We start from the raw sequence: 12,553 nt of genomic DNA on the forward strand, positions 1-12,553 counted from the left end.
GTCGCCGTCGTGGTCGCACGACGCGTCCGCCCGCCAGTCGCCTTCTCTGTATCCGTCATGGTCACGGCCCCCTTGTTTCGCTTAGGGATGGGTCGCCCCGGACAACCGGACGCGCCGTCCCGTCACTGATTGCGCCGGGGCGGCGACGTAAATCGGTTGTGCCCAGACGCAACCACGCTTATCCCTCTTCTACGTGTCCCGTTCGTTACCGGTTCCCGAGCGGATCGTTATGCACCTGGGGGCGGCTGAAGTCGGAGGCACGACGACCCGTTCGGGTCGTACAATCCGCAGAGCGAGACGGTGTCGATGGGGACGAGTAGCGCCGCACGCAGCCATCAGCGATCCGGGGACGGTGTGAGCCCGGGGGTGTGCGCGACGTGAAGATCACCCCGGAGCTGTCGGAGGAAAGGTCGATGCGATCCCGGATCGGCCCGTAGAACCGGCCCTCGCACACACGAGTGGGTTGTGCCCGCCCTCGCGGCGCGCGGCCAAGAAGGGTGGTACCGCGGGACCGGCGCACGGCGGTCTCGTCCCTTCGGTAGGCACGCATCACAGCCCGCGGAAGGAAGCCACATGTACCGCCCGGTACCGGCGCAGGTCGACCTGCCCGCCATGGAGCACGAGGTCCTCGCGTTCTGGCGGGACAACGACATCTTCGAGCGCTCCCTCGAACAGAACGCCGACGGCCCGCGCTGGGTCTTCTACGAGGGCCCGCCGACGGCCAACGGCATGCCGGGCGCGCACCACATCGAGGCGCGCGTGTTCAAGGACGTGTTCCCGCGCTACCGCACCATGCGCGGCTACAACGTGCCGCGCAAGGCCGGGTGGGACTGCCACGGCCTGCCGGTCGAACTGGCCGTGGAGAAGCAGCTCGGCTTCTCCGGCAAGCCGGACATCGAGCGGTACGGGATCGCCGAGTTCAACGCGAAGTGCCGCGAGTCGGTGATGACCCACGTGGGCGCGTTCGAGGACCTGACCACCCGGATGGGCTACTGGGTCGACCTGTCCAAGGCGTACCGGACGATGGATCCCGAGTACGTCGAGTCGGTGTGGTGGTCGCTCAAGCAGATCTTCGACAAGGGCCTGCTCACCCAGGACTACCGGGTCGCGCCGTGGTGTCCGCGCTGCGGCACCGGGCTGTCCGACCACGAGCTCGCCCAGGGCTACGAGACGGTCGTGGACCCCTCGGTCTACGTGCGCTTCCCGCTCACCTCCGGGCCGCTGGCCGGGCAGGCCGCGCTGCTGGTGTGGACCACCACGCCGTGGACGCTGGTGTCCAACACCGCCGCCGCGGTGCACCCGGACGTGACCTACGTGGTGGCCACCGACGGCGAGGAGCGCCTGGTGGTCGCCGAGCCGCTGGTGGCGAAGGCGCTCGGCGAGGGCTGGGTGGCCACCGGCGAGCGCTTCACCGGCCGGGAGATGGAACGTTGGGCCTACCGGCGTCCGTTCGACCTGCTGCCGCTGGAGGACGCCAACTTCGTCGTACTCGCCGACTACGTCACCACCGAGGACGGCTCGGGTGTCGTGCACCAGGCGCCCGCCTTCGGCGAGGACGACCTCAGGACCTGCCGGGCGTACGGCCTGCCGGTGGTCAACCCGGTCCGCCCGGACGGCACCTTCGAACCGGACCTGCCACTGGTGGGCGGGCAGTTCTTCAAGAAGGCCGACGAGGCGCTGGTCGCCGACCTGCGCGAGCGCGGGCTGCTGTTCCGGCACCTGGAGTACGAGCACAGCTACCCGCACTGCTGGCGCTGCCACACCGCGCTGCTGTACTACGCGCAGCCGTCCTGGTACATCCGCACCACCGCGGTCAAGGACGCCCTGCTGCGCGAGAACGAGCGCACCAACTGGCACCCGGACACGGTCAAGTGGGGCCGCTACGGCGACTGGCTGAACAACAACATCGACTGGGCGCTGTCCCGGAACCGCTACTGGGGCACGCCGCTGCCGATCTGGCGGTGCGACGAGGATCACCTCACCTGCGTCGGCTCACTGGGCGAACTGTCCGAATTGACCGGGCGTGACCTATCCGGCCTGGACCCGCACCGGCCGTTCATCGACGAGGTGGTCTTCGACTGCCGGGCCAAGAGCGGCGACGGCGCGACGTGCGGCGGGCGGGCCGTCCGGGTGCCCGAGGTGATCGACGCCTGGTACGACTCGGGCTCGATGCCGTTCGCCCAGTTCGGCTACCCGTACCGCAACCGCGAGTTGTTCGAGCAGTCCTACCCGGCGCAGTTCATCTCCGAGGCGATCGACCAGACCCGCGGCTGGTTCTACACGCTGATGGCGGTCGGCACGCTCGTGTTCGACCGGTCCTCCTACGAGAACGTCGTGTGCCTGGGGCACATCCTGGCCGAGGACGGCCGGAAGATGTCCAAGCACCTGGGCAACACGCTCGAACCGATCCCGCTGATGGACCGGCACGGCGCGGACGCGGTGCGCTGGTTCATGGCCGCCGGCGGCTCGCCCTGGTCGGCCCGCCGGGTCGGGCACGGCACCATCCAGGAGGTGGTCCGCAAGACGCTGCTGACCTACTGGAACACGGTCAGCTTCCAGGCCCTGTACGCGCGCACCGGCGGCTGGACGCCGAGCGCGAGCGACCCGGCCCCGGCCGAGCGCCCGCTGCTGGACCGGTGGTTGCTCTCCGAGCTGAACACCCTCGTGGGCGACGTGGACGCGGCCCTGGAGGCCTACGACACGCAGCGCGCGGGCAAGGCGCTCACCGCGTTCGTGGACGACCTGTCGAACTGGTACGTGCGCCGGTCCCGGCGGCGGTTCTGGAACGCGGAGCCGGCCGCCCTGGCCACGCTGCACGAGGCGCTGGAGACGGTCACCCGGTTGATGGCGCCGCTGGTGCCGTTCATCACCGAGCGGGTCTGGCAGGACGTGGTCCGTCCGGTCACCGCGGACGCGCCCGAGTCGGTGCACATGGCCGCGTGGCCGACGGCGGATCCGGCGCTGGTGCACCCGGAGTTGGGCCGGCGGATGACGCTGGTGCGGCGCCTGGTCGAGCTGGGCCGGGCCACCCGCGCGGACTCCGGGGTCAAGACCCGGCAGCCGCTGGGCCGCGCGCTGATCGGCGCGGCGGGCTGGGAGGAGTTGTCCGGGGAGCTGCGCGAGCAGATCGCCGAGGAGCTCAACGTGGTGTCCGTCGCGGCGCTGTCCGAGGCGGGCGGCGACCTGGTCGAGTACAGCGCCAAGGGCAACTTCCGCGCGCTGGGCAAGCGGTTCGCCAAGCGCACCCCGGTGGTGGCCGCGGCGATCGCCGCCGCCGACGCCGGGACGCTGGCCGCGGCGCTGCGCGCGTCCGGCAGCGCCGTCGTCGTGGTCGAGGGCGAGGAGGTCGAGGTGGTGGCCGAGGAGGTCATCGTCACCGAGACCCCGCGCGAGGGTTGGACGGTGGCCGGCCAGGACGGCGCCACCGTCGCGCTCGACCTGACCATCACGCCCGAACTGCGGCTCGCGGGCCTGGCCCGCGACGTGGTCCGGCTGATCCAGGAGGCGCGCAAGAACAGCGGCCTGGAGGTGTCCGACCGGATCCTGGTGTGGTGGGCCGCGGACGAGTCGGAGGAGACCACGTCGGCGCTGCTCGCGCACGGCGTCCAGGTCGCCGACGAGGTGCTGGCGACGCAGTTCACCCAGGGCTCGCCGGAGGACGAGGAGTTGTTCGAGCACGGCGACCCCGCGCTCGGCCTGCGGTTCTGGTTGCGCAAGGTGTGAGCCGACGGGTGGGGCGGCCCCGGCCGCCCCACCCGAACCATCCCGCCCGAACCATCCCGAGTCACCCGAAATGCCCCGAAAACCCGAGAAGCGCCCGTCCCCCCGGAGGGGGCGGGCGCTTCTCGGATGTGCCGACCGACGCTCAGTGGCCGGTCAGTTGTCGGGGTCCTCGTCGATCAGGAACCCGCGCATCGGCGACGGCTGCTGCATCTGCTGCGGCTGCGGGGCCTGAGGACGCACCGGCGACATCTGCTGCGTCATGGCCGGGCTCATCTGCTGCCCGATCGACGGCGTCATGGCCGGCGACATCGACGAAGGCTGGGACATCGACTGCGACATCGGTACCGGCGCGGACGACATGGCCGGCGGCAACGAGGCCGTGGCCGGCGTACGCGGCGGCGCGAGCGAGTCGTCGGCCTGGGACTCCAACTGGCGAAGCTGGCTCTCCAGGTACGACTTCAGGCGCGTGCGGTACTCGCGCTCGAACGCCCGCAGGTCGTCGACCTTGCGCTCGAGCGTGGCGCGGGCGCTCTCCAGCGAGCCCATCGCGACGCGGTGCTTCTCCTGCGCGTCCCGCTCGAGGGCGTCCGCCTTGGAACGCGCGTCGCGCTCCATGCCCTCTGCGCGGGTGCGCGCCTCGCCCACTATCTTGTTCGCCTCGGAGCGGGCCTCGGCGATCGCCTGGTCCGCCGTCTGCTGCGCCAGCGCGAGCACCCGGGCGGCGCTGTCGCCACCGGGGTTGCCCATCTGCTGCTGCGGTCCACCTGGACCGAGCTGCGGCGGGCCGCCCTGCAACTGGTGCTGCTGAAGCTGCTGTTGGTGCTGCGGCGGGCCCTGGAGCTGGTGTTGCCCGCTCATGCCGGAATTGCCCATCCCGGGGCCGCCCTGCAGCTGGTGCTGGCCGCCCTGGAGCTGGTGCTGCTGCTGACCGGGCAGCTGGTGCTGACCGCTCTGCATGCCGGGGCCGCCCTGGAGCTGGTGCTGCGGCGGGCCCTGGAGCTGGTGCTGACCGCTCATGCCGGGACCGAGCTGCTGCGGTCCCCCCATGGGGTGCTGCTGCGGTCCACCGGGACCGAGCTGCTGCGGGCCGCCCTGCATCTGGTGCTGGCCGCCCTGCATCCCCTGCGGTCCACCCATCTGGGGCGGCGGGGGAACCGGGGTCGGCCCGGATATGGCTGCCGGGACGGGTGCGTCGGGGCGCTCGCGCTCCTTGCGCTGTTGAGCCTGCTGCTGACTCTGCGCGGCGGCACGGGTCGCCGCCGCGAGTTTCGCTCGCAGGTCCTCGTTTTCCCGGAGAAGTCGGGTCAGTTCGCCCTCGACCTCATCGAGGAACGCATCGACCTCGTCCTCGTCATAGCCCTCACGGAGACGGACGGTCGTGAACTGCTTGTTACGCACGTCTTCGGGGGTCAACGGCATCTCTTCACCTCAGCGTGATCGTCGGCATCGGACAGACGGTACCGCTTACAGCCTGCCCACGACGGAGATCAGGATGTAGACGATGATCATCAGTACGAAGAAGGACAGGTCGAGTGCTACACCCCCGAGGCGCAGCGGAGGAATGAACCTGCGCAGCAACTTCAACGGTGGATCGGTGATGGAGTACGTCGCCTCCAGCAATACCACCATGGCCCCGCGCGGCTCGTACGACCGCGCGAACTGGAACACGTAGTCCATCACCAAGCGGAAGAACAACACGATCAAAAAGCAGTAGAGCACGATGCGGATGATCTCCAGCGCGATGCTCATGTACCTGCCCCCTCGCGTGCCGTCCTTCTGGTCAGGACCGCACCTAGCCTCAGTTTTCGCACACCTCAGCTCTGATTGAAGAACCCGCCCTCGGCGATGCGGGCCTTGTCCTCGGCTGTCACATCGACGTTAGCAGGCGACAGGAGGAAGACTTTTTGGGTGACCCGCTCGATGCTGCCGTGCAGACCGAACACGAGACCGGCGGCGAAGTCCACCAGGCGCTTGGCGTCGGTGTCCTCCATTTCGGTCAGGTTCATGATCACGGGCGTGCTCTCGCGAAAGTGCTCGCCGATCGTGCGGGCTTCGTTGTAGGTACGCGGGTGCAGCGTCGTGATGCGGTAGGGCTCACGTTCGCTGACGACTTTGTGTACGGTCACCGGTGTGCTGCTCTCGGGACGGCGTTCGGGCATGGCGGACACTGTTGCGCGGTGTTCTTCAAGGCGGCCTTCGTCGCGAAGGGCCCCCGCTTCGCGAAGGGCAGTAGCTCCACGAACGAGATCCTCGCGACGTTCCCGCGATTCCCCACGCGGTTCGCGTACTTCACGTGGCTCCTCACGACGCTCGTCCCGCCGCTCCTCGCGACGATCGGTGCGCTCGACCCGGTCGCGGCCGTCCTGGCCGATGTCGTCCTCATCGTAATCGTCATACTCGTAGACATCGTCCTCCACGAGGCCGAGGTAGACCGCCATCTTGCGCATTGCGCCGGCCATGTTCCGCTTCCTCCGGTCTCACGGTGGATCGGCTGAGGTCACCGTGGGTCGTGCGATCCACTTCACGGCGACGCTACCGGAGGGAAGGCCGGACTCCGAGCACCGCAGTACCGATGCGTACATGTGTCGCCCCGGCCTCGATGGCCGCTTCGAGGTCGTTGCTCATCCCCGCGGAAACCATGTTCGCAGTCGGATGGGCTTCGCGTAGGCGGGTTGCGATTTCTCGCAACCCGGCGAACGCGCGGGCGGGTTCCACGCCCAGCGGGGCCACCGCCATCACCCCGCCCAGGGTCAGGTTCGGCGCCCGGGCCACCACGTCCGCGAGTTCCGCCACATCGGTCGGCGACACCCCGCCGCGCGCCGGGTCTTCGTCCAGGCTGACCTGCAACAGTGCGGTGATCGTGCGGTGTTGCCGAACCGCCGCGGCGGACAGCGCGTGGGCGAGTCGGACCCGGTCCAGCGAGTGCACCACATCGGCGTAACCGGCCACCGATTTGGCCTTGTTGGTCTGGAGTTGCCCGACGTAGTGCCACGTCAGGTCGAGATCCCCGGTGGCCAGCGCCTTGGGCGCGGCCTCCTGGTCGCGGTTCTCGCCCACGTCGCGGACGCCGAGTCCGGCGAGCAGTCGCACGTCGCTCGCCGGGTGGGTCTTGGTCACCACGACGAGGGTGACGTCCTCGCGCGGGCGACCGGCCGCGGCGCACGCGGCGGCGATGCGATCGCGGACGGCGGCCAGGTTGGCGGCGAGTTCGGCGCCTCGCCCGGCGGGGTCTGCGCTCGGATGAACGTGCGTTTCCATTCGCCCATCGTCGCCGACGGCGGCCGAACGCGCCCGGGCGGGGTCAGCCCTCGGCGAGCCACACGTAGCCGGCGATCCGACCGGTGGCCCGGTCCCGCCGGTAGGAGAAATGGTCCGCCGACTCGCGTGTGCAGATGTGCGATTTCTCACCCGACCCGACCCCCTGCGCGGCGAGTTGCGCCCACACGCCGGCCGGGATATCGAGCCCCGGAGTGCCCTCACGGGTGCGTGCGCGGGCCGCCGGGACAACTGCGGACACTTCGTCGCACATCGCCTCGGGAACCTCGTAGCAGGCGCCACAGACCGCCGGGCCGGTCTCCGCGACGATCCGGGCCGGGTCGGCGCCGAGGGCGCGCATCGCCTCGATCGCGGCGGGCACGACGCCCGCGGCCAGTCCGGGCCGCCCGGCGTGCGCGGCGGCCACGACGCCGGCGTGCGGATCGGCGAGCAGTACCGGGGTGCAGTCGGCGACCAGGACCACGAGTGCCAGGCCCGGGGTCGCGGTGACCACGGCGTCGGTGGCGGGCAGCGGCTCGGCCGAGGGACCGTCGACGACGGTGACCGTGTTGCCGTGCACCTGGTTCATCCACACCACCCGTTCGGGCGGCAGGCCCAGCGCCTCGGCGGTGCGCGCGCGGTTCGCGGCGACCACGCGCGGATCGTCGCCCACATGGTCGCCGAGGTTCAGTTCGTCATACGGCGCGGCGCCCGTGCCGCCCCACCGGTCGGTGAAGGCGAAACGGGCGCCGCCGGCGGCGGCCCTTCGCGTGAACACGTCGGGCTCACCCCTTGTCCGAATTTTTTCGCTACTGCTGCAACCTGCCGATTGTCTTCTACTTCATGAACGGCGGGATGTCGAGATCCAGATCGTCCTTGATCGGTTCCGGCACCAGCGGCGTGCGCGGGCCCGGGGTGGTCGGCGCCGGGTAGCTGGTCGGCGCCGGGGTCGGGTCGTGCAGCACACCCGGGCCCGGGTTGGACGCGGGTCGACCCACCGGCTCGGGCCGCGACGCCTGGGTCGTGGTCGCCGGCTTGCCCAACTCGCTCTTGGACGGCGGCTGCCCACCGTCGAAGCCGGCCGCGATCACGGTGACCCGCACCTCGTCGCCGAGCGCGTCGTCGATGACCGCGCCGAAGATGATGTTGGCCTCGGGGTGCGCGGCCTCGCTGACCAGTTGCGCGGCCTCGTTGATCTCGAACAGGCCGAGGTCGGAGCCGCCGGAGATGGACAACAGCACGCCCCGGGCGCCGTCGATGGACGCCTCCAGGAGCGGGCTGGAGATGGCCATCTCGGCCGCCGCCACCGCACGGTCGTCGCCGCGCGCCGAGCCGATCCCCATCAGCGCCGAACCCGCCTCGGACATCACCGACTTGACGTCGGCGAAGTCCAGGTTGATCAGGCCGGGCGTGGTGATCAGATCGGTGATGCCCTGCACACCGGACAGCAGCACCTGGTCGGCCGAGCGGAACGCGTCCAGGACGCTGACCTGCCGGTCGGAGATGGAGAGCAGCCGGTCGTTGGGGATGACGATCAGGGTGTCGACCTCGTCGCGCAACTGCGCGATGCCGTCCTCGGCCTGGTTCGCGCGCCGCCGTCCCTCGAAGGTGAACGGGCGCGTGACCACGCCGATGGTGAGCGCGCCGAGCGAACGGGCGATGTTGGCGACCACGGGGGCGCCACCGGTGCCGGTGCCGCCGCCCTCACCCGCCGTGACGAAGACCATGTCGGCCCCCTTGAGGACCTCCTCGATCTCCTCGCGGTGGTCCTCGGCGGCCTTGCGACCGACGTCGGGGTTGGCGCCGGCGCCGAGGCCGCGGGTCAATTCCCGGCCGACGTCGAGCTTGACGTCGGCGTCGCTCATGAGGAGGGCTTGGGCGTCGGTGTTGATCGCGATGAACTCGACGCCCTTGAGACCGACCTCGATCATCCGGTTGATGGCGTTGACACCGCCACCGCCGATACCGACCACCTTGATGACTGCGAGGTAGTTCTGGGGTGCTGCCACGTCGAAGGCCTCTCGCCTCGAGTTCCGGTCGGCACGCCGTGGTTCCGGCATGCCGACATTTGCCGACTTGGGGAGGTCGGGACGCGATTTCCGCGAGCCACCAAAACCCTCACCCTCAGGTATAGAGTTACACCGATTCGCGTCGAACGCCGCCGATGCGAACGGTGCGGATTACTGCTTTGTCAACCTGGGGCTAGGCCGACACTAGGTCCCCATCGGACACGGTTCAACGAACACGCCGAACCTGTCCCTATTGTTTTATCGCAGTGACGGGGTGCTTTCGCTCCACGTCACACGGCGGGCGAGGTCGAAACCGCCGCCGCGGGTGCGACCGGGGGTAACGACTGCACGGGCGCCGGCGGCGCGAGCGAGGGAAACGGCTGGGTTCGGGTCACCGGCGCGTCGGGCGCGCTGACGTCGTAGAACTTGGCGGGCCGCGGCAACAGCGCCGCGAGTACGAGGGCCTTGCGGTCGGACGCGTCGGCCCCGCCCCACAGCACGGTCTCGCCCTTGTCGAGCACGAGCACGATGTCGTCGCGCGTTCGGGCGGTGATGTCGCGTACACGTTGGGCGACCGGCGGCGGCAAGGCCGATACCACCTGCACCACCCCCCGTAGCGTCTGCGTACTCACCGTGTTGGCGTCGGCCTTGACGACCGGCACCCCCGGCGGCGCGGCGTCCACCGTACCGAACCGTACGCCGTCCTTGTCGATCTCCGCATAGCGGCCCGCGTCCGGCATCACCAGTGCGGTCACCCGTTCGCGCACCGAGATCCGCACCGTGTGCGGCCAGTCCCGCTCGACGCGGACCGAGGCCACTCGCGGGATCGCGGCCACCCTGGCCCGGATCGCGTCCAGGTCGACGGAGGCCAGCGGCTCGCCGATCGGCACCGCCGCCACGTGCGCGACCTGGTCCCGGGGCAGCGTGCCCAGGCCGCCGACGGCCACCTTGCGAGTGTCCAGCAACGGCGAGTGGTAGACGACCGCCCAACCGGTGACCGCGACCAGCACGAGCAGCACCAGGACCAGGAGCGGGCGCAGGTTGGTCCAGCGCCGGCGCGGCGGTCGCCCGGCCTTCGCCGGACGCCCCGGCGCACGCTCCCTCGTGACGGGCAAGAACGCTCCCCCGGCCCGCGCTACTGGGGCAACCGCGCGGCGGCGATCGCCTCGTGGACCATCCGGACCAACTCCTCGTCCGCGTCCCGCCGGCCGAACTCGGCCGCCGCCTTGCCCATGTCGTGCAGCCTGCGCGCGTCGGTGAGCACCGGCAGCACGGAGGAGCGGATCCAGTCCGGGGTCAGGTCCGCGTCGTCGACCAGCAGACCGCCGCCCGCCTTGACCACGGGCTGCGCGTTCAGCCGCTGCTCGCCGTTGCCGATCGGCAGCGGTACGTAGGCCGCGGGCAGGCCGACCGCGGCCAGTTCGGCGCAGGTCATCGCGCCGGCCCGGCACAGCACCATGTCGGCCGCCGCGTAGGCCAGGTCCATCCGGTCCAGGTAGGGCACCACGACGTAGGCGGGTCCGCCGGGCGGCGAGGTGATCTTCAACTCGTTGTTGGGGCCGGCCGCGTGCAGCACCTGCACGCCCTCGGCGAGCAGTTGTTGCGCGGTGGCGGCGAGCGTCTCGTTCAGCCGCCGGGCGCCCTGCGAGCCGCCGAACACCAGCAGCGTGGGCCGCATCGGGTCCAGGCCGAACATCGCCCGGGCCTCGTCGCGCAGCGCGTTGCGGTCCAGCGTGGCGATCGCGCGGCGCAGCGGGATGCCGATGTAGCGGGCGCCGCGCAGCTTGCTGTCGGGCGTGCTCACCGCGACGAATCGGGTGTACCGGGCACCGATCTTGTTGGCCAGGCCCGGTCGGGCGTTGGCCTCGTGCACCACCGTGGGCACGCCCTGGCGCTTGGCCGCGAGGTAGCCGGGCAGCGCGACGTAGCCGCCGAAGCCGACCAGGCAGGACGCGTTGGTCCGCTCCAGGACGGCCGCGGCCTCGCGGATGGTGCCGCGCAGTCGACCGGGGACGGTCATCAGCTCGGGCGTGGGCTTGCGCGGCAACGGCACGGCCGGGATGAGAGCGAGTTCGTAGCCGCGAGCGGGAACGAGCTTGGTCTCCAGGCCCTTGGCCGTGCCGAGCGCCGTGATACCCACATTGGGGTTCTGGCGGCGCAGCGCGTCCGCCAATGCCAGAGCGGGCTCGATGTGCCCGGCGGTTCCTCCGCCGGCAAGGACGACATGCACCTGATTCACCCATCCCTGCGCGGCAGGATCCGCGCGAACGCTCGACGAACCGCCCCGGGCCCGCGTGCGGCGAGCGCCGCCTCGGCCTTTGGCTCACCTCGGGCGAAGGACAACAGCATGCCCACGGCGAACATGGTCGGAAGCAGGGCGGAACCTCCGTAGGACACCAATGGCAACGGCACTCCGGCGATCGGCAGCAGGCCGAGCACCGCTCCGACGTTGATCATGACCTGGGCCATGATCCACGCGGTCGCGCCACCCGCGGCGAGCCGTACGAACTGGTCTTTCGTCCGACTCGCGACGCGGATACCTGCATAGCCTAGGGCCGCGAAGAGGGTGAGTACGGACAGCGTCCCCACGAGACCCAATTCCTCGCCGATGACGGCGAAGATGAAGTCTGTATGCGCCTCGGGCAAAGTGCCCCATTTGCCGTAACTCGTCCCGATTCCACTGCCGAACCAGCCGCCCGTGGCCAGCGAGTAGATGCCCTGCGCGGCCTGCAGCGTGCTGCCGTTGGGGTCGGAGAACGGGTCCAGGAAACCCGCGAAGCGGGCGGCCCGGTGCGGCTTGAGCACGATCAGCACGGTGGTCAGCACGGCCACCACGGCGATCGCCATGGCGAACAACCGACCCGGCGCGCCGGCGATCCACAACAGCGCCAACACCAGCACGGTGATGATCATCGCGGTGCCCATGTCGCCGCCGAGCAGCACCAGGAACAGGATCACCAGGGCGCCGGGCAGCAGCGGGACGAACATGTGCCGCCACTGGCCGAGCAGCCGGCGCTTGCGGGTGAGCACGTCGGCCCCCCACAACACCAGGCCCAGCTTGGCGAACTCGGAGGGCTGGATCTGGAACGAGCCAAAGCCGATCCAGTTCCGGTTGCCGTTCACCTCGATGCCCAGGCCGGGCACCAGGACCAGGCACAACGCGCCGACGCAGCCGATCAGGAACGGGTACGCCAGCCGGCGATACCAGCGCAGCGGCAGACGTGACGCGATCCACATCAGCGGGAACCCCATGGCGACCGCGATCAACTGCTTGGTGAAGATCTCGTCGAAGGAGCCGTAGATCGTCCGAGAGGTGATCTGCGACGCGGAGAGCACCATCACCAGACCCAGCACGGTCAGCAGCAGGCCCGAGCCGAGCAGCAGGTAGTACGCGGTCAGCGGGCTGTCCAGGGCCCGGCGCAGTTCGCGGCGCGCCGTGCCGGCCGGACGCGGCGCGGGCCTCGCGCGCGGTTTGGGCAACCGCGAACCGCCCCACGGCCGCCGCTTGTCGGCGGTGGGCGTGGGGCGTGCCTCGCGCGTCTGCGGACCGGCGGCCATCGCTCGCC

Annotated in this window: 10 protein-coding genes; 1 reads left to right on the forward strand and 9 read right to left on the reverse strand. The window is 70.4% G+C overall.

What is annotated here, in order from left to right; genetic code table 11:
* Window positions 1–573 precede the first annotated feature (573 nt).
* Entirely contained in the window at window positions 574–3,723 is a 3,150-nt protein-coding gene (gene ileS, locus OG948_RS10690) for an isoleucine--tRNA ligase (RefSeq protein ID WP_406295744.1), read from the forward strand.
* Window positions 3,724–3,876: 153 nt separating this feature from the next.
* On the opposite strand, the gene OG948_RS10695 is transcribed toward ileS, so the two are convergent.
* The 9 genes from OG948_RS10695 to ftsW all read right to left on the reverse strand — a co-directional run bounded on the left by OG948_RS10695 (window position 3,877) and on the right by ftsW (window position 12,545).
* Window positions 3,877–5,142: a DivIVA domain-containing protein gene (locus OG948_RS10695; RefSeq protein ID WP_395862445.1), complete on the reverse strand. Its 1,266-nt coding sequence runs from the start codon at window positions 5,140–5,142 to the stop codon at window positions 3,877–3,879.
* Window positions 5,143–5,187: 45 nt separating this feature from the next.
* Window positions 5,188–5,472 carry a YggT family protein gene (locus tag OG948_RS10700; RefSeq protein WP_020552920.1) on the reverse strand — a complete coding sequence of 95 codons (285 nt, stop codon included), beginning with the start codon at window positions 5,470–5,472 and terminating at the stop codon, window positions 5,188–5,190.
* 65 nt (window positions 5,473–5,537) lie between these two features.
* A complete protein-coding gene (locus OG948_RS10705) occupies window positions 5,538–6,182 on the reverse strand; it encodes a cell division protein SepF (RefSeq protein ID WP_026218733.1) in 645 nt (214 codons plus the stop codon).
* 73 nt (window positions 6,183–6,255) lie between these two features.
* Entirely contained in the window at window positions 6,256–6,981 is a 726-nt protein-coding gene (locus OG948_RS10710) for a YggS family pyridoxal phosphate-dependent enzyme (protein ID WP_406295746.1), read from the reverse strand.
* 43 nt (window positions 6,982–7,024) lie between these two features.
* A complete protein-coding gene (gene pgeF / locus OG948_RS10715; protein ID WP_406295747.1) occupies window positions 7,025–7,756 on the reverse strand; it encodes a peptidoglycan editing factor PgeF in 732 nt (243 codons plus the stop codon).
* A gap of 58 nt (window positions 7,757–7,814) precedes the next feature.
* The gene (gene ftsZ / locus OG948_RS10720) at window positions 7,815–8,987 is read right to left on the reverse strand and encodes a cell division protein FtsZ (protein ID WP_395862440.1); all 1,173 of its coding nucleotides are present in this window, start codon (window positions 8,985–8,987) and stop codon (window positions 7,815–7,817) included.
* 290 nt (window positions 8,988–9,277) lie between these two features.
* A complete protein-coding gene (locus OG948_RS10725; RefSeq protein WP_406295749.1) occupies window positions 9,278–10,102 on the reverse strand; it encodes a cell division protein FtsQ/DivIB in 825 nt (274 codons plus the stop codon).
* 20 nt (window positions 10,103–10,122) lie between these two features.
* On the reverse strand, window positions 10,123–11,217 hold the full coding sequence (murG, locus tag OG948_RS10730) for an undecaprenyldiphospho-muramoylpentapeptide beta-N-acetylglucosaminyltransferase (RefSeq protein WP_395862436.1): 1,095 nt from the start codon (window positions 11,215–11,217) through the stop codon (window positions 10,123–10,125).
* Between the two features lie 5 nt (window positions 11,218–11,222).
* A complete protein-coding gene (gene ftsW / locus OG948_RS10735; protein ID WP_406295750.1) occupies window positions 11,223–12,545 on the reverse strand; it encodes a putative lipid II flippase FtsW in 1,323 nt (440 codons plus the stop codon).
* Between the last annotated feature and the right edge of the window lie 8 nt (window positions 12,546–12,553).

This window comes from Embleya sp. NBC_00888, assembly GCF_045207655.1.
Lineage (GTDB): Bacteria > Actinomycetota > Actinomycetes > Streptomycetales > Streptomycetaceae > Embleya.

Coding starts and splice junctions, on each gene's coding strand:
- OG948_RS10710 (WP_406295746.1), bottom strand. CDS start 6,981: ATGGAAACGCACGTTCATCCGAGCGCAGACCCCGCCGGGCGAGGCGCC.
- ftsW (WP_406295750.1), bottom strand. CDS start 12,545: ATGGCCGCCGGTCCGCAGACGCGCGAGGCACGCCCCACGCCCACCGCC.
- OG948_RS10705 (WP_026218733.1), bottom strand. CDS start 6,182: ATGGCCGGCGCAATGCGCAAGATGGCGGTCTACCTCGGCCTCGTGGAG.
- ileS (WP_406295744.1), top strand. CDS start 574: ATGTACCGCCCGGTACCGGCGCAGGTCGACCTGCCCGCCATGGAGCAC.
- OG948_RS10695 (WP_395862445.1), bottom strand. CDS start 5,142: ATGCCGTTGACCCCCGAAGACGTGCGTAACAAGCAGTTCACGACCGTC.
- OG948_RS10700 (WP_020552920.1), bottom strand. CDS start 5,472: ATGAGCATCGCGCTGGAGATCATCCGCATCGTGCTCTACTGCTTTTTG.